The organism is Bradyrhizobium sp. A11 (assembly GCF_042077125.1).
Lineage (GTDB): Bacteria > Pseudomonadota > Alphaproteobacteria > Rhizobiales > Xanthobacteraceae > Bradyrhizobium > Bradyrhizobium japonicum_B.
Genome location: NZ_CP149509.1, coordinates 5,290,669 through 5,308,491 on the forward strand (window position 1 = coordinate 5,290,669; position 17,823 = coordinate 5,308,491).

14 protein-coding genes are annotated in these 17,823 nt (G+C 66.0%); 5 read left to right on the forward strand and 9 right to left on the reverse strand.

From position 1 onward, the window contains the following. Positions 1-1,800 (reverse strand): tetratricopeptide repeat protein, encoded by a 1,800-nt coding sequence (locus WI560_RS24910; protein ID WP_375305302.1) that lies wholly within the window; start codon positions 1,798-1,800, stop codon positions 1-3. A 287-nt stretch (positions 1,801-2,087) separates the two neighbouring features. Continuing rightward, a complete protein-coding gene (locus tag WI560_RS24915; protein WP_375305303.1) occupies positions 2,088-3,749 on the reverse strand; it encodes an electron transfer flavoprotein-ubiquinone oxidoreductase in 1,662 nt (553 codons plus the stop codon). A gap of 134 nt (positions 3,750-3,883) precedes the next feature. On the opposite strand from WI560_RS24915, the gene WI560_RS24920 reads away from it, so the two are divergent. Continuing rightward, positions 3,884-4,693 (forward strand): uracil-DNA glycosylase family protein, encoded by an 810-nt coding sequence (locus tag WI560_RS24920; protein ID WP_375305304.1) that lies wholly within the window; start codon positions 3,884-3,886, stop codon positions 4,691-4,693. 124 nt (positions 4,694-4,817) lie between these two features. Here WI560_RS24920 and WI560_RS24925 read toward each other — a convergent pair whose 3' ends face one another. From WI560_RS24925 to WI560_RS24940, 4 genes are all read right to left on the reverse strand, one after another. Then, positions 4,818-6,326: a glycosyltransferase family 39 protein gene (locus WI560_RS24925; protein WP_375305305.1), complete on the reverse strand. Its 1,509-nt coding sequence runs from the start codon at positions 6,324-6,326 to the stop codon at positions 4,818-4,820. Between the two features lie 198 nt (positions 6,327-6,524). After that, positions 6,525-7,394: a ribonuclease HII gene (locus tag WI560_RS24930; protein ID WP_375305306.1), complete on the reverse strand. Its 870-nt coding sequence runs from the start codon at positions 7,392-7,394 to the stop codon at positions 6,525-6,527. Positions 7,395-7,464: 70 nt separating this feature from the next. Continuing rightward, on the reverse strand, positions 7,465-7,920 hold the full coding sequence (locus WI560_RS24935; protein WP_375305307.1) for a VOC family protein: 456 nt from the start codon (positions 7,918-7,920) through the stop codon (positions 7,465-7,467). Positions 7,921-7,942: 22 nt separating this feature from the next. Then, positions 7,943-9,109, reverse strand: a complete 1,167-nt coding sequence (locus WI560_RS24940) for a PA0069 family radical SAM protein (RefSeq protein WP_375305308.1) — start codon at positions 9,107-9,109, stop codon at positions 7,943-7,945. Positions 9,110-9,328: 219 nt separating this feature from the next. On the opposite strand from WI560_RS24940, the gene WI560_RS24945 reads away from it, so the two are divergent. Beyond that, a complete protein-coding gene (locus WI560_RS24945; protein ID WP_375305309.1) occupies positions 9,329-11,743 on the forward strand; it encodes a phosphoketolase in 2,415 nt (804 codons plus the stop codon). Between the two features lie 2 nt (positions 11,744-11,745). Beyond that, entirely contained in the window at positions 11,746-12,945 is a 1,200-nt protein-coding gene (locus WI560_RS24950) for an acetate/propionate family kinase (RefSeq protein ID WP_375305310.1), read from the forward strand. Here WI560_RS24950 and WI560_RS24955 read toward each other — a convergent pair. Next, entirely contained in the window at positions 12,939-13,775 is an 837-nt protein-coding gene (locus WI560_RS24955; RefSeq protein ID WP_375305311.1) for an RMD1 family protein, read from the reverse strand. The two genes, WI560_RS24950 and WI560_RS24955, sit on opposite strands and share 7 nt — an antisense overlap. Positions 13,776-14,099: 324 nt before the next feature. On the opposite strand from WI560_RS24955, the gene WI560_RS24960 reads away from it, so the two are divergent. Both WI560_RS24960 and WI560_RS24965 read left to right on the forward strand, forming a co-directional pair. Next, the gene (locus tag WI560_RS24960; protein WP_375305312.1) at positions 14,100-14,675 is read left to right on the forward strand and encodes a glycosyl transferase; all 576 of its coding nucleotides are present in this window, start codon (positions 14,100-14,102) and stop codon (positions 14,673-14,675) included. Between the two features lie 62 nt (positions 14,676-14,737). Continuing rightward, positions 14,738-15,667: a GNAT family N-acetyltransferase gene (locus tag WI560_RS24965; protein ID WP_375305313.1), complete on the forward strand. Its 930-nt coding sequence runs from the start codon at positions 14,738-14,740 to the stop codon at positions 15,665-15,667. Between the two features lie 226 nt (positions 15,668-15,893). Here the strand turns inward: WI560_RS24965 and moaB are convergent, their stop codons facing one another. After that, positions 15,894-16,457 carry a molybdenum cofactor biosynthesis protein B gene (gene moaB / locus WI560_RS24970; RefSeq protein WP_375305314.1) on the reverse strand — a complete coding sequence of 188 codons (564 nt, stop codon included), beginning with the start codon at positions 16,455-16,457 and terminating at the stop codon, positions 15,894-15,896. Between the two features lie 189 nt (positions 16,458-16,646). Continuing rightward, positions 16,647-17,588 carry a neutral zinc metallopeptidase gene (locus WI560_RS24975; RefSeq protein ID WP_375305315.1) on the reverse strand — a complete coding sequence of 314 codons (942 nt, stop codon included), beginning with the start codon at positions 17,586-17,588 and terminating at the stop codon, positions 16,647-16,649. Positions 17,589-17,823 lie beyond the last annotated feature (235 nt).

The following is a 17,823-nucleotide window of genomic DNA, read 5'->3' on the forward strand; positions in this document are numbered from 1 at the left end:
TCAGCCGCCCCTGCCGTCGTCCTTCTTCTTGTCCGCCTGCGCGGCCGAAGAGTTCGAATTGTCGTCGGCGAGACCATTGGCGATCTTGGCCTCGATCTTCGGAAGCTCTTCCGGCTCGGGCTTGAGGTCGCGCGCGTGCGACCACTGGAATTTGGCTTCGAGCGTGCGCCCGACCCGCCAATAGGCATCGCCAAGGTGATCGTTGATGGTGGGATCCTCGGGCTTGAGGTCGATCGCGCGCTCGAGGTTCTTCACCGCCTCCTCGTAATTGCCGATGCGGTAATAGGCCCAGCCGAGGGAATCGACGATATAGCCGTCGTCGGGGCGCTGCTCGACGGCACGCTTGATCATCTTCATGCCTTCGTCGAGGTTGATGCCCTGGTCGATCCAGGAATAGCCGAGATAGTTGAGGACGTGCGGCTGGTCGGGCTGCAGTTCGAGCGCCTTCTTCATGTCGGCTTCGGCCTTGGCCCACTGCTTGGAGCGCTCCTCGCAGATGCCGCGATAATAGTACCAGACGCTGTTGGCCTTGTCGTTGCCGGGCGTCAGGGCGTCGATGCCTCGCGAATAGGTCGCGCCACAGTCGCTGAACCGCTTGCGGCCGCGCTCGATGTTGCCGAGCGCCATGATGGCTTCGAGATCCTTGGCATCCTCCGCGGTGACGCCCTTGAGGATCTTGATCGCCTCCTCGGTGCGGTCGGCGGAATCCAGATCAATGGCGAGCTGGATCTGCGCGTTGCGCTTGAGCGGCGAGGTCGCGGGCACGCGCTCATAGACCTTGATCGCCATCTTCGGCCGCTTCACCGATTCATAGAGATCGGCGAGCGAGAGCAGCGCCAGCGGGTGCGTCGGCTGCAGGTAGAGCGAAAGCTGGAGATAGACCAGCGCCAGATCCTCGCCGCCGCGGCGGGTCAGCGTGGCGCCGATGCCGTAGAGGGCTTCGGCGGCGCCGGCTTGCGCGGAATCGACCAGCGGCGGCATCTTCTTGCCGGCCCTGGTCTCGCGCAGGCCTTCCTGGATCAGCGGATGGCGCGCGAGCTTCTTGTCGAAGGCCTGATAGACATTGGTCGCGGCAGCCGAGTCCTTGTTGTTGCGCGACAGCCAGCGCGCATAGGCCTCGGTCACGCGCAGCATGGAATCGTCGAGCTTGTAGGCGCGCTCGAAGCGGGTGCCGGCGTCCTTCTCCTTGCCGGAGAGTTCGAGGATCATGCCGGCGTGAAGGTCCTTGAACAGCGGATACCATTCGGGACCTGCCAGCTTGTCGATGGTGGCGACGCCGCCCTTGGCATCGCCGGCGCCATAGGCGGCCCACCCCGACAGCAGCGTGGCGACGAGGTCGGTGATCGGACCGCGGATCGACTGGCTGATGTTGGTCTGCGCGGCCGCGTACTTCTTCACCTTGAGATCGTGGACGCCGACGACGAGACGCGCGACGCGGTTGGTCTTGTCGATGGTGAGGATGCGCTCGGCGAGCTTGACCGCTTCGTCGATGTCACCGTCGGCGACCGACGAGATGAAGGCGCGGTCGAGCAGCTCGTTGTTCTTCGGATCGGTGCGCAGAGCCGAGCGGTAGAATGCGGCGGCGGAGGCCGCGTCGCGCTCGACGCTGGCGTGACGGGCGGCAAGATAGCTGCCGGCACCGGTCAGCGACTTCAGGTCGTTTCGGGTCGGAAACTGCGCCGCCGTGTCGGAGGGATGATCCGGCGTCTGCGCCTGCACCCTGCCGGGGACGGCCGCGATCGCTGTGCCCACGAGGGCGATGGCGGCAACAGTCCAGCGGTTGAAACGATTTGAAAACATCAGGGCTCGCCTTGAGTTGGTAGTGCCTGGGTTTGCAGCAATGGCCGTATCGCATGCGGACGCTGCCGGAGGCATCCGGACCCGGAATTGTTGGGCCGACAATGCCGCTTTTGGCGCTTCGCCGCAAGGATTCGGACCCGGCGATCCCCGCCGCGCAGGCCAAATCGGCAAGTAAATCCGCCAACAGCGCCCCAAGACGCCGCCACTATGGCCTTATCGTGGCCGCGGCGGGTGGCCGCAGCCGGCTCCTCACGCGAACGTGCGGCAGAACCCCGGCATGACCTACCTTACATCGCCTCGTAATTCGGGCCGCCGCCGCCCTCCGGGGGAACCCAGGTGATGTTGCCGTTGGGATCCTTCACGTCGCAGGTTTTGCAGTGGACGCAGTTCTGGGCGTTGATCTGGAAACGCGGACCCGATCCCTCCTCGATCCACTCATAGACGCCGGCGGGGCAATAGCGATTCGAGGGACCGGCGAAGACGTCGTGCTCGGAGGTCTTCTGCAGGTTCATGTCGGTCACCTTGAGATGGACCGGCTGGTCCTCCTCATGGTTGGTGTTGGACAGGAACACCGAGGACAGCTTGTCGAAGGAGATCTTGCCGTCCGGCTTCGGGTAGTTCCTGGGCGCGTGCTGCTTGGCCGGATCGAGCGTGGCGCGGTCATGCTTGACGTGTGACTGGGTGCCGAACAGCGAAGCGCCGAACAGCGTGTTGCACCACATGTCGAAACCGCCGAGCGCGACGCCGATCACCGTGCCGAACTTCGACCACAGCGGCTTGACGTTGCGGACCAGGAAGAGGTCCTTGCCGACCGAGGAGGACCGCCAGGCGTTCTCGTATTCCACGAGCTCGTCATTGGCCCGATCGGCGGCAAGCGCGGCTGCGACATGCTCGGCCGCGAGCATGCCGGTGCCCATGGCATTGTGCACGCCCTTGATGCGCGGCACGTTGACGAAACCGGCCGCGCAGCCGATCAGCGCGCCGCCAGGGAAGCTGAGCTTCGGCACCGACTGATAACCGCCCTCGGTGATGGCGCGCGCGCCGTAAGCGAGCCGCTTGGCGCCTTCGAAAGTGCCGCGGATCGAGGGATGGGTCTTGAAGCGCTGAAACTCGTCGAACGGCGAGAGATAGGGATCGTCGTAGTTGAGGTGGACGACGAAGCCGACGGCGACGAGATTGTCGTCGTAATGATAGAGGAACGAGCCGCCGCCGGTCTTCATGTCGAGCGGCCAGCCGAAGGAATGCTGGATCAGGCCCTTCTGATGCTTGGCGGGGTCGATCTGCCAGACTTCCTTGAGGCCGATGCCGAATTTCGGTGGCTCGCTGTTGGCGTCCAGCGCAAACTTGTTGATGAGCTGCTTGGTCAGGCTGCCGCGGGCGCCTTCCGCGAACAGCGTGTACTTGCCGAGCAATTCCATGCCGCGGGTGAAGGAGTCCTTCGGCTTGCCGTCGCGGCCGATGCCCATGTCGCCGGTGGCGATACCCTTGACGTTGCCCGCCTCGTCGTAGAGCACCTCGGCCGCGGCAAAGCCCGGATAAATCTCGACGCCGAGCGCCTCGGCCCTGCGCGCCAGCCAGCGGCAGACATTGCCGAGCGAGCCGATATAGCAGTGATGGTTGTTCATCAGCGGCGGCATCAGGAAGTTCGGCAGCTTGATCGCGCCGGCGCCCGTCATCCAGTAGAAGCGGTCGTCCTTCACCTGAGTCTTGAGCGGGCAGTCGGAATCCTCGCGCCAGTCCGGGAGCAGCTTGTCGAGCCCGGCCGGATCGATCACCGCACCGGAGAGAATATGCGCGCCGACCTCGGAGCCCTTCTCCACCACGACGACGTTGAGGTCGGCGTCGAGCTGCTTCAACCGGATCGCGGCCGCCAGGCCCGAGGGGCCGGCGCCGACGATGACGACGTCGAATTCCATGGATTCGCGCGGGGGAAGTTCTTCGGTGCTCATCTGATCTCAGCCCTCGAGACGGTCCTCGGTCGTTTGCGCCCTCTTGTTTCCGATTTTTCCGGGCAGGACAACAGCGGAAATGCATTTCGCTGGGATGCAAGGCGCCCCAAACTGATATAAAAGTCTGACTTTCCATGATCCCCGAACCCGCACCCACCGCCCGAGAGCTTCTTGCCTTCTATCTGGAGGCCGGTGTCGACTGCGCGCTCGCCGAGGAACCGATCGACCGCCTGGCGGAATTGGATGCTCCCCCGGCGGCCCCGCGCATCGCACCTGCGATTGAGGTGCCGCGGCCGCTCGCCGCGCCGGCGGTGATGCGCGGCGAAGCCGCGCCGGCTCCCGACATCGCCATCGCCTCCGCGCGCGAGGCCGCGCGCACCGCGCCGACGCTGGAAGCGCTGCGCGAGCTGATGCAGAACTTCGAGGGCTGCGCGCTGAAGCACACCGCGACGCGACTGGTGTTCGCCGACGGCAATCCGCAGGCACGCATCATGTTCGTCGGTGAGGCGCCGGGCCGCGACGAGGACATCGAGGGCCTGCCCTTCGTCGGGCGCAGCGGCAAGCTGCTCGATCTGATGATCGGCGCCATCGGCCTCAACCGCAGCACCGCCTACATCGCCAATGTGATTCCGTGGCGGCCGCCCGGCAACCGCACGCCGACGCCGCAGGAGACGCAGATCTGCCTGCCCTTCATCCAGCGCCAGATCGAGCTGGTGAATCCGGATGTGCTGGTGACGCTCGGCAACCCCTCGACCCAGACACTGTTGGGAACGCGCGAGGGCATCATGCGCACCCGCGGGCGCTGGTTCGACTACGAGACGGGCGCGCGCACCATCCGGGCGCTGCCGACGTTCCATCCCGCCTATCTGCTCCGCTCGCCGTCCTACAAGCGGCTGGCGTGGCAGGATCTGCGTGCGATCGCCAAGGTGCTGGCGGGAACGTGAGGAGCCGACCGCTCTGTCCACGTCATTGCGAGCGCAGCGAAGCAATCCAGAGTCTTTCCGCGGAGAGGTCCTGGATTGCTTCGTCGCAAGGGCTCCTCGCAATGACAACGGAGAGAGCCAGACCCTACGTCCCCTTCGGCCGCACGATGGCCCAGCCGATGCGCAAGAGCTGCTGGCGGCCGGTCACCAGCCATTCGAAGGCACGCGGCACTTCCGGCACAATGCCGGGAAAGCGCTTGAGGATGTCCGGCGGCGGCGTGCCGGCGGTGTCGGAGGCGCGCCAGACCACGACGCCGCCGGTCTCGCTGAATTTGGCGTGATTCATCCAAGGCGTGCGCGCAGGGTCGGCATCGATGAAGAGATGCGGACGACCTGAATGCAGCGTGATCAGGCTCGCAAGTTGCGTCTCGCCCGCAACGGCGCGCAGGCGGTGGTTGGTGCGGCGGGCAAAGCTGTCGTCGAAGAAGTCCGAGATCGCACGCGCCGGCATCGAGGTCGCGATCTCGCCCGTGCCGGTCCAGGGCAGCAGCAGGACGCCCAGGACGACGCCGATGGCCGGGGCCACGACGGCGGCCGCCCACACCATGCGCAGCATCCGCGCGCGGCGCATCGCAATGAGATCGCCCGCCGCGACCACCACGGCAAGCCCGGACATCACCAGCACGACGCCGGCGCCGCCGACGACGGATTCGAGCCCCAGCAGGCCGGAGACCAGCACCCCGCCCAGCACCGGGGCGAGTGCGAAGAAATAGACGAAGTTGCGCGCCAGCGGCGCGACCGGCGGCCGAAAGATGATCGGCGGCTCCTCGCCCTTGCCGGCAAACAGCCCGGTGTTGAGGAAGGTCAGCGCCGGGATCGCGGCGGCTCCGAGCACGAGGCCGGCCAGCAGCCAGGCCGCATGCAGGGCGCGGGCACTCAGCTCCGCAACTTGCGGCAGGGCCGGCATCGCAAGCGTCTCCGCCCGCATCAGCCAGACCGCATAGGGCAGCGCCAGCACCGCGACGACGATCAGCGCGAACAGCGGATCGAGCGCACGCAGCGTGCGGCGGCCGCCGGCGGTCGAGACCGCGAACACGGCGAGCAGCAGCAGCAGAAAGATCGCCGCGGGCGTCGTCAGCAGCAACAGGCCGGCCTCGATCGACCAGGCGAACCAGGCATTGCCGCGGCGCTGGCCGATGATCTGCCAGGAGTGCAGCAGCAGCAGCGCCCACAGCGGCCGGGCCAGCACAAGGGGGCCGAAATCGAGCGCCGAGGAGGAGAACGCGAGCACCGTCATGGTCAAGAGCACGGCGAGCACCGCGTGCTGCGAGCCGACCACGGCGCGGGACAGGTGATACAGCGCGATGAAGGTCGCGATCTCGCAGAGCTGGGCCAGCACATAGACGCCGAACATGTGGCCGCCGGCGGCGCGATAGGCGATGTCGGCGAGCCAGACCGCCAAGGGCGGACCGAGGTCGGTGCCGACCTGGTATTCGCGTCCGAAAGCCAGCAGCGTCGCCAAGGTGCCCGGGGGGCTGCGGTAGAACACCAGCGCCACGACGAGCCACATCAAAGCCTGCAGCAGCACGGCGATCCATACGATCAGCCGCGGCCGGGCGCGAATGAGCTCGATGACCAGGGAGGTAAACCGCATGCAACGCCCGAAAGATGCAGCCGTCCAGCCGGCCCTGTTCGCTCACGATTACTTTGATAAGGGGCGTCGCCCGTCGTGGCAACTTCGGTCTGCTCGTCATGCCCGGGCTTGTCCCGGGCATCCACGTTCTTCGTGCGGCATCAAAGACGTGGACAGCCAGGTCAGGCCCGGCCGTGACGAGAAAGCTGGGTTAGGTCCCTAGAGGCCTGCCGATGCGTCGATCTCGACGTTCGCTTCCAAGTGCACCTCGACCTCGGCCACTGCAAACAGGTCCTGCACCGGCTCGACGGTCCAGGGCATGTGCTTGGCGCGCGCGGCGGCGACCGGGGCGAAGAAGCTGCGGTGGTGGATGGTGGGGCCGAGGCGGTCGAGCGCGTCGAGGTGCTCGGGGACGGCATAGCCCTTGTGCTGCTCGAAGCCGTAGCCGGGGCAGTCCTGCGCCAGCGCGCACATCAGGCGGTCGCGCGTCACCTTGGCGATGATGGAGGCCGCGGCGATCGACAGCACGATGCCGTCGCCGCCGATCACGGCCTCGCAGTCGCATTCCGTGTCGAGCCGGTCGCGACCGTCGACGAAGACATGCCTGGGCGCCTCCGGCAGCGCCACCACGGCGCGCTTCAGCGCCCATAGCGAGGCGCGCAGGATGTTGTCGCGATCGATTCGCGAGGGCGAGGCAACGGCAACCGAGACCTGCGCGGTGGCGCAGATCTTGTCGAACAGCTTTTCGCGCTCCTCGGCCGTCAGGCGCTTGGAATCGTCGATGCCGCGCGGGATGCGGTCGGGGTCGAGAATCACGGCGGCCGCCACCACCGGCCCAGCCAGTGGTCCGCGACCGGCCTCGTCGCAGCCGGCGACCGGCCAGACGCCGCGCTTGATCAGCGCGCGCTCGCGGCGAAAGCTCGGGGGAGCGACGGCAATGATACCTCTCTTGCCGGCGGGAGCGGCCATGGCTTGGGCCGCAGCCGTCTTGGCTGCCTTGGCCGGTGCGGCCTTGGTCGCAGCAGCCTTCTTACCCGGCTTATTAGGCGCGCCTTTAGCCGGCTTGGTGGCGGACTTGTCCCGAATCATGGCCGGGATCGTGCGCAAGGCGCCCGGCCTGCGCAACCGGGAACCTGTCGCAATTCCCGCTATTCAGGTCCTACTCCGCCAGATGCACCCGCCGGTCGTCGCCGACATCGATGCCGGGCGCAACCACGACCTCCCAGGGATGACCGTCGGGGTCGGCAAAATAACCGGAATAGCCGCCGTAGTGGGTCTCGTGCGCGGTCTTCACCAGCTTCGCCCCCTTGCCGAGCGCGAAGGCCATCACCGCATCGACCTCCTCGCGGGTCCGACAGTTCCAGGCGATCGTCATGCCGCGGAAGGCCTGCGGTCTCGGCTGGTCCGGCAGCCCCGCGTCGGCCGCGAGTTGATCCCAGCCATACAAGGCGAGCACGGGACCACCGGTATCGTAGAACGCGACGGCCTCGCCGGTCGCCTTCAGCCGGCGCGAGAAACCGAGCGCGTCGTAGAAAGCGATGCTGGCGCGGATGTCGCTGACGCCGAGCGTGATGACCGTGAGCCGCGGCACCGGCACATTGAGTTCCCCTGGCATGCGACGCCTCTTCCGTTTCCGATCAGAACAGGCTGAGCTGGTCGCCGTTCCGCTTCGGCCGCGCAAAGTGATCCGTCGTCAGCTTGGAGCGCCGCTTGTTCAGCCCGAGCCGCTCGCAGGCGATCTCGAAGCGGCGGCCGATGGTCCACGCCATCGGTCCGGTGCCCTTCATCCGCTCGCCCCATTTCGCATCGTAGTCGCGCCCGCCGCGCATGTCGCGGATCAGGGTGAAGACGTGGCGGTAGCGGTCCGGATAATTCGCCATGAGCCATTCGCGGAAGAGATCGCGCACCTCGAGCGGCAGCCGCAGCAGCACATAGGAGGCTTCCTTGACACCGGCATGGGCGGCGGCATCGAGAATGCGCTCGATCTCGCAATCGTTCAGCGCGGGGATCACCGGCGCCACCATCACGGTGGTCGGAATGCCGACGTCCGAGAGCTGCTTCAGCGCTTCCAGCCGCTTCGGCGGCGTCGCGGCGCGCGGCTCCATGGTGCGGGCCAGTTTCGGATCGAGCGAGGTTACTGATATCGCGACCTTGGCGAGGTTACGCTTGGCCATCCGCGCGAGAATGTCGATGTCGCGCAGCACCAGCGCCGATTTGGTGACGATGCCGACGGGATGGCCGGCACGTTCCAGCACCTCGAGGATGCCGCGCATGATCTGGTGCTCGCGCTCGATCGGCTGATACGGATCGGTGTTGGTGCCGATCGCGATCATCCGCGGCTCGTAGCCGGAGGCGGCGAGCTCCTTCTCCAGCAGCAAAGGCGCCTCGGGTTTCGCAAACAGCTTCGATTCGAAATCGAGGCCCGGCGACAGGCCGAGATAAGCGTGGGTCGGCCGGGCGAAGCAGTAGACACAGCCGTGCTCGCAGCCGCGATAGGGATTGATCGAGCGGTCGAAGCCGATGTCGGGTGAGTCGTTACGTGTGATCACCTTGCGCGACGTGTCGACTGCGACCGTGGTCTTGAATGGCGGCAGCTCTTCCAGGCTCTGCCAGCCGTCGTCGAAAGCGACGCGCGCCTCGGCCTCGTAGCGGCCGCTGGCATTGGACTGCGCCCCCCGCCCTCGCCTGCGGGCGCGGTCGATGGCGACGCCGAGTTCCGGAAAATCAGAGTCCGCACCCGCCGGCTCGGAGGGCGCCTTGACCGGCGGGTGCTTGAGAGCATGAGAGGATGCTGCTGGACTCATGGAGCGAAGATAGCACGTCGAAGGAACAAATCAAGAACACAAATGAGAAACGGAAAAACAACCCATGCAAAGCGGCCGCCCAAATTTCGAGCGTGGTCCTTTGACCTCACGCAACAGGGCTGTCGTAACGATCTCGTTTGATGTCGCAACGGGATCGATCGCGCCGGAACAAAGTTGGTGACGATCGCGGGGCGTAGCTCGGCAACAATCGGCAAGAACATGACAAATCGACAACAATCAGCTGCCGCGAGCAGCGATCTCGATCTCCTTGATCGCTATTGGCGCGCCGCCAACTACCTCTCTGTCGGACAAATCTATCTGCTCGACAATCCGCTGCTGCGCGAGCCGTTGCGGGCCGAGCACATCAAGCCGCGCCTGCTCGGCCATTGGGGCACGACGCCGGGTTTGAACTTCATCTTTGCCCATCTCAATCGCGCGATCCGCGCGCTCGATCTCGACGTGATCTATGTCTGCGGCCCCGGGCATGGCGGTCCCGGCATGGTCGCCAACACCTATCTGGAAGGCAGCTACTGCGAGATCTATCCCGAGATCGCCCGCGATGCGGACGGCATGCGCAAGCTGTTCAGGCAGTTCTCCTTTCCCGGCGGCATCCCGAGCCATGCGGCGCCGGAAACGCCGGGCTCGATTCACGAGGGCGGCGAGCTCGGCTACGCGCTGGTGCACGCCTACGGCGCCGCCTTCGACAATCCTGATTTGATCGTCGCCTGCGTCGTCGGCGACGGCGAGGCCGAGACCGGCCCGCTGGCTGCGTCCTGGCACTCGAACAAATTCCTGAACCCCGCCCATGACGGCGCGGTGCTGCCGATCCTGCATCTCAACGGCTACAAAATCGCCAATCCGACCGTGCTGGGGCGGATGCGAGATGCGGAAATCCGCGATCTCTTTCGCGGTTTCGGCCACGAGCCGCTGTTCGTCGAGGGTGACGATCCCAAATTGATGCACCAGGCCATGGCGGACGCGCTCGACGTCGCGCTCGCCAGCATCCGTTCGATTCAGCAGCACGCCCGCGACGGGCGCAGCAGCGTCGAGCGGCCACGCTGGCCGATGATCGTGCTGCGCAGCCCGAAGGGCTGGACCGGCCCTAAGGAGGTCGACGGCAAGAAGGTCGAGGGCTTCTGGCGCGCGCATCAGGTCCCCGTCGCCGGCTGCCGCGACAACCCGGCGCACCTGAAAGTGCTCGAAGACTGGATGCGCAGCTACGAGCCTGAAAAGCTGTTCGACGCGAGCGGTGCCCTCGTTCCCGAGCTTCAGGCGCTCGCGCCTCGCGGCAATCGCCGCATGGGCGCCAACCCGCATGCCAATGGCGGCCTGCTCAAGAAGGAGCTGAAGCTGCCGGACTTCCACCGCTTCGCGATCGAGGTGCCGCAGCCCGGCGGCGTCGTAGCCGAAGCGACGCGCGAGCTCGGCAAGTTTCTGCGCGACGTCATCCGCCTCAATGCGAAGGAGCGCAACTTCCGCATCATGGGCCCGGACGAGACCGCGTCAAACCGGCTGGACGCCGTGTTCGAGGCGACCGAGCGCGTCTGGATGGAGCCGATCGAATCCTACGACGTGCATCTGGCGCAGGATGGCCGCGTCATGGAGGTGCTGAGCGAGCATCTCTGCCAGGGCTGGCTCGAAGGCTATCTACTCACCGGCCGGCACGGCTTCTTCTCGTGCTACGAGGCCTTCATCCACATCGTCGATTCCATGTTCAATCAGCACGCCAAATGGCTGAAGGTGACGCGCGAGCTGCCGTGGCGCCGTCCGATCGCCTCGCTGAATTACCTCCTGACCTCGCATGTTTGGCGTCAGGACCACAACGGCTTCAGCCATCAGGACCCTGGCTTCGTCGATCTCGTCGCCAACAAGAAGGCCGATATCGTCCGCATCTACTTCCCGCCTGATGCCAACACGCTGCTGTGGATCGCCGACCACTGCCTGCGCACCTACAACCGCATCAACGTCATCGTCGCCGGCAAGCAGCCGGCGCCGCAATGGCTGTCGATGCGGGACGCCGCGGCGCATTGCGACGCCGGCATCGGCATCTGGAGCTGGGCGGGGACGGAGAAGGCTGGCGGCGAACCGGACGTGGTGATGGCCTGCGCCGGCGATGTCCCGACGCTGGAGACGCTCGCCGCCGTCGACCTCTTGCGCAAGGCCCTGCCGGATCTGAAGATCCGCGTCGTCAACGTCGTCGACCTCATGACGCTGCAGCCGAAGGATCAGCATCCGCACGGCCTGTCCGACCGCGACTTCGACAGCCTGTTCACGCGCGACAAGCCTGTCATCTTCGCCTATCACGGCTATCCCTATCTGATCCACCGGCTGACCTATAGCCGCACCAACCATGCCGGCATGCATGTGCGCGGCTTCGCCGAGGAAGGCACCACGACGACGCCGTTCGACATGGTCGTGCTCAACGAGCTCGACCGCTACCACCTCGCGATCGAGGCGATCGAACGCGTACCCGGACTCGCGGCCAAGGCCACTCAGGCCAAGCAGCAATTCCGCGACAAGCTGATCGAGCATTCGCGCTATGTGCGCGAGCACGGCGAGGACATGCCGGAGATCCAGGGCTGGGTCTGGCCCAACAGCTCCGGCGGCACCACGCCTGCCGAAGCCGGCGACTAATCATGTCGGACATGGTCCTCGTCCTCAACTCGGGATCGTCGAGCATCAAGTTCGGCCTGTTCGACATTTCGGCGGCCGAGCCCGTCCTGCTCTGCAAGGGCCTGCTCGACGAGCATGAGGCAAGACCGCGCCTTGTGGTGAAGAGCCCGGCGGGCGACGACCTGTTCGCGGCACGGAAGGAGGCGCCGGACGCCGACGGCGGCCATTTGTTCGCCGACGTGCTCGCCTTCATCGAGGAGAGGTTCGGCGCACACAGCCTGCGTGCGGTCGGCCACCGTATCGTCCACGGCGGGCCGGATTATTCAGGCCCGGTCGTGCTGAAGGACGACGTCACCACGAAGCTGGCGGCATTGACGCCGCTGGCGCCGCTGCACCAGCCGCGCTGCCTCGCGCCCGTTCGCGCGCTTGCGGCGATCCGGCCTGCGCTGACGCAGATCGCCTGCTTCGACACCGCCTTCCACCACAGCCTTGCGCCGTCCGCGCGCCGCTTCGCGATTCCGCGACACTATGAAGAGCGCGGCGTCCGACGCTACGGCTTTCACGGCCTCTCCTTCGAATATGTCGCGGGCCGCCTCGCCGCGATCGCGCCGGAGCTCATCGCCAAACGCAGCGTCATCGCGCATCTCGGCAACGGCGCCAGCCTGTGCGCGTTGCACCACGGCCGCAGCATCGACACCACGATGGGACTGACGCCGCTCGACGGCCTCGTCATGGGCACCCGCTGCGGCACCATCGATCCGGGCGTGCTGCTTTATCTGCAGCAGCATGAGAAGATGTCGGCCGAGCAGATCCAGCACCTGCTCTATCGCGAGTCCGGCCTGCTCGGCGTCTCCGGCATCTCCGCGGACATGCGAACGTTGCTGGCGAGCGGCGAGGCCGGCGCGCGGGAGGCGGTCGAGCTCTTCACTTACCGCGCGGCGCAGCAGATCGCGATGATGGCCACAACACTCGGCGGGCTCGACTGCCTGGTCTTCACCGGCGGCATCGGCGAGCACGCCAAGGAGGTTCGCAGCGCGATCTGCGAGCGGCTCGGCTGGCTCGGCGTGCGCATCGATGCTGCGGCGAACGACGCCGCGCGCGAGCGCATCAACGACAGCGACAGTGCCGTCGATGTCTTCGTCATTCCGACCGACGAAGAGATGACGATCGCCCGCCATTGCGCGGCCCTGATCCGTGGACGCCGGGCCGCCGCGCCTCAGTGAGTGCCGGTCAGGAGCTGAAAACTCCCCATCGCGACCTCGATCAGGATCAGCACCACGACGGCAATCTCCAGGCGGAGCGAGCGCTGGGTGTCGATGATGTCGCTCAGCGCGTTGGCGGTCTCCGACACCGCGGCAAGCTTGCGCTCGAGCGTGTCGAGGCGCTCCTTCAGCTCGTACTCGTCCTCCAGGCGCGAATAGAGCCGATCGAGCTCGGGCTTCTCCCAGAGCACGTCGGGCTTCTCGGCGATGGCGACGCGGCCGGCGACCCGCTGCTGCACTAGCAGTGCGTTGCCGATCAATTGCAGGATGCCCTTGCGCCGTTGCGGCGTGCGGCCGTGTTCGGCGAGCTCCCGTGCAAACGGCTCGATCACGTCGAAGACCGCGGCGACGCGCCGCTCGTCGCGCGCCAGCGACGTGCTCTTGGCGAGCGCATCCGCAACCAGCAGCAGCCGGTCGTCGGAGAATTTGGCAAGGCAGATCGGCCCGCCCGGCTGGATCGCCTCGGCGGCCTCATCGCTGCAGAGCTGGGCCTGCGCGATCTCTTCTTCGTAGGGGCTGAGCTCTCCGGTCACGCGTGACGTCAGGTTGTCGATGAGAACCTTCTCCTCCGACGGGAGCAGGCCGATCAGCACCACGACGCCGTAGCGGAAGATCACGGCGAGACCGGCATGGACCCGGTAGGCCGCCGGGGTGGAAGAGACCAGCGTCCCGATCTCCAGGCCCGAAGCATTGATGCGGTCGCCCAGCATCAGCGCCCGGATCCGCAAGGTGGGCGCGGCCTGCTTCGGCGAGAGCGGCGCCGCGCCGACGGCGATCTGATCGGCGTTCATATCAGGCCTCTCCTGCGCGCGAGATCACACATCTTCATTCGACCTTTCCTGCAAGCTGCATCCTCAGCTGCGAGGGACCGGGTGCCGGCGCGGCTGGAATGCCGCCATGAAGCCCCGGGCTAATACTGTCGGGCGGGGCTTGTGCCGAAACAATCGGCAATATTACCAACCCGCGCAGGACACTTTTGGCTGCTATGACCGCCGAGGGTTTACCATCGCATGCCGCGGCACCGCCGGAAAGTTGCACTCAGCCACGCTTCGGGTTTATGACAACCTCATGCAGCGCTACGCTTCTCCCGAAATGCGGACATTGAAGCCTCGATCATGCTGAGCGTCATCATTCCGACCGAAGGCGTCGAACAGACGGCAGTGGCGACTCTGGCCGCGCTGGTGCCCGGCGCCGCCGCCGGTGTCGTCCGGGAAGTGCTCCTGGTCGACGGCACCCGCAACGGGGTGATCGAGCGCGTCGCCGACGTCGCAGGCTGCCGTTTCGTCGGCTTCGAGGGGACTTCGCAGGGCGCCGCGCTCGCCGCCGGCGCGCTCGAGGCGCGTTCGCCCTGGTTGATGTTCCTGCCCGCCGGCGCCGTGCTGGAAACCGGCTGGATCGAGGAGACCACCCAGTTCATCCAGGCGGTCGCGACCAGCGGACGAGACCGGGCCGCGGTGTTCCGCTATGCGCGCTCGCCTTATGCCGATACCGGATTGCGCGACATCCTCCGGGCCATCGCGCGCGGCCTGATCGGCCCGCTCGGAGGCCAGGGACTTCTGATTGCCCGTGATCACTACGACCGGATCGGCGGCTACCCGCCGCAGGCTCGGCATTCCGAGGCACAGCTGCTCCGGCGGCTCGGCCGTTCGTCCCGCACCATGCTGCGCAGCCGCATCGTCATGATCAACTGAGGTCAGCCGATACTTGCCAAAGTCAAATAATTATTTGACAATGGCAAGTATCGAGGTGATCCATGCCGATCGACGCTACCGACGAACCCATTGCAGCGGTCCGCGCCTTCAACCGCTTCTATACCCGCAAGCTTGGCGTGCTCGACCAGCATCTGGGAGAGAGCCCGTTTTCTCTCAGCGAGGCCCGGGTGCTGTATGAGCTCGCGCAACGCGACGAGCTGGCGGCCAAAGAGATCGGAGGCGAGCTCGGTCTCGACCCCGGCTATCTCAGCCGCATCGTCCAGAGCTTCGATGAAAAGGGGCTGATCGCGCGAAGGCCCCTGCCCGCGGATCGCAGGCAATATCAGCTCAGCCTCACCGCCAAGGGCCGCCAGGCGTTCGCCAAGCTGAACCTGAGCTCGCAAAATGAGGTTGCCGCAATGCTGGCTCAGCTTTCGGCCAGCGATGTATCGCGGCTCACGCAAGCCATGGCGACCATCGAATCCGTGCTGGAGCAACGCCGAAGCCAGCCCGCGGCTGTCATGCTGCGCAGCCATCGCGTCGGCGACATGGGCTGGGTCATCTCCCGACAGGGCGCCGCCTATGCCGCGGACTACAACTGGGACATCAGCTACGAGGCGCTGGTCGCCGAGATCTGCGCACAATTCATCAGGAACTACGACGCCACGCGCGAGCATTGCTGGATCGCGGAATTGGGCGGCGAGCCGGTCGGCTCGGTCTTCCTGGTCAAGGCGACGGACGAGACCGCCAAGCTGCGCCTGTTACAGGTGGAGAAGAAGGCGCGCGGCCTCGGCGTCGGCCGCGCGCTGGTCGAGCAGTGCATCCAGGGCGCGCGAGAAAGAGGTTACAGCAAGATGACGCTGTGGACGCAGAGCATCCTGGTCGCCGCGCGCGGCATCTACAAGAGTGCAGGCTTCAAGCTGGTCGCCACCGAGCCGCATCACAGTTTTGGGCAGGATCTGATCGGCGAGACCTGGGAGCGGGATCTCTGATCATCTCGCAACGAGCACAATACGCATGACGGTGCCCTTGCCCCTTGTGGGAGACGGCGGCAGAGGGATCGTAGGGTGGGCAAAGGCGCGCTCTTCGCGCGCAGTGCCCACCACCTTTCAGCAATGGGCAAAATCGTGGGCACGCTTCCGCCTTCGCTCTTCGAGCTACGGCGGTGGCTTTGCCCACCCTACGTCACAACGGGAGAAGGGAAGAAACGGCGCGGGCCTACGTCGTCGCGCCCTGGGCCTTCGGCCTTCGCAGATGCTCGTCCAGCCGCGGCATGATCTCGACGAAATTGCAGGGCCGCGTGCGATAGTCGAGCTGGGCCGCGAGGATGCCGTCCCAGCCGTCGCGGCAGGCGCCGGGAGAGCCCGGCAGGCAGAAGATGTAGGTCGCACCCGCAACGCCCGCCGTGGCGCGGCTCTGGATCGTCGACGTGCCGATCTTGGCGTGGCTCAGTATGTGGAACGCGATCGAGAAACCGTCCATGCGCTTTTCGAACAGCGGCTCGACTGCCTCCGGCGTGACGTCGCGCCCGGTAAAGCCGGTGCCGCCGGTGCTGATGACGACGTCGACGCCGGCATCCGCGATCCAGCGGCGAACGACGTCACGGATCGCCTCGATGTCGTCGGTGACGATTTCGCGCGCGGCGAGATGGTGACCGGCAGCGGTGAGACGATCGACCAGCGTCTGGCCGGACTTGTCATCCGCCAGCGCGCGCGTGTCCGACACCGTGAGCACCGCGATATTGAGCGGGATGAACTGCTTGGTTTCGTCGATGGAAGCCACGACTTCACTCCTGTTTTCCCAGCCTCCACCTTCATCCTGAGGTGCGCCTCGAAGGATGGGCCAGGGGCTCTTCCCCCTTCGAGGCTCGCCGAAGAGGCGAGCACCTCAGGATGACGCCACTACTTCTGAATCCTAAGATGCACAATCGCGCATCATAATTCATGCTGCGTCCGGGGCACGAACTCGTGACTACAGCGCCCCCGCTCCGAACGTGTTGCAGGCCTGGACCGTGCCCTGCTGATAGCCGGTCATGAACCATTGCTTGCGCTGCGCCGCCGAGCCGTGGGTGAAGGAATCCGGGACGACGCGGCCCGTCGACTGGCGCTGCAGCGTATCGTCGCCGATCGCGCTCGCCGTGCTCAGCGCTGCCTCGATGTCGCCGGGCTCGAGGAAGTTCGGACGCTTCTTGGCCTCGCGATTGACCCAGACGCCGGACAGGCAATCGGCCTGCAACTCGACCTTGACCTGGAGCGCATTCGCCTCCGCCTTCGAGCCCGCCTGCTGCTGCAGCCGCGTCACCCGCGGAATGATGCCGAGCTGGTTCTGGATGTGGTGGCCGACCTCGTGCGCGATGATGTAGGCGGTGGTGAAATTGCACGCCGACTTGCCGGAGCAGCCGCGGAAGCGCGTCTCGACCTCGCGGAAGAAACCGGTGTCGAGGAAGATGGTGCGGTCCGGCGGACAATAGAACGGGCCCATCGCCGACTGCGCCATGCCGCAGCGCCCGCCATTGGTGGCGTTGCGGAACAGCACGATCTTCGGCCCGGTATAGGACTGGCCCGAGGCCTGGAAGATCTCGCTCCAGCGATCGTCGAGCTCGCCGAGGATTCCGGAGATCATGCTGCCCATCTCGTCGGTCGGCGCGCCGCGCTTGCCGGAGGAGGCCTGGCGGTCGGTCTGGTAGCTCGGGGCATGGCCGCCGCCGGTGAGGATCTCGGCGCCGCCGATCAGGATGCGCGGATCGATGCCGAAGGCGTAACCGACGAGACCGAGGATGATGATGGTGCCGATGCCGAGCCCGCCGCCGCCCATCGGCAGGCCGAATCCGCCGCCTCCGCCGCCGCCAAAGCCGCCACCTTCGTCGCGACGATCCTCGATGTCGTCGCTGCGGCGGAAGTCATCGTAACGCATGGCGGCCTTCCTTTGGGGTCCCTGATCAGGGTTGTCGGTGTCGTCCGGCGCATAAACGCGAAAGCTCAACGCGCCACACACGTAAAATTTCCGTTGCTTTTATCAATATCGTGGCCGGCAAAAATTGCCTAGTGCGGCAACATGCCGATGCCAGCAATTTTTTCCGAGGGTCGAGCAATTTTTTCCGAGAGAAATTTGCGGCCTTTTTCAAGCCACGATTGCTTTCGCCAGCCAG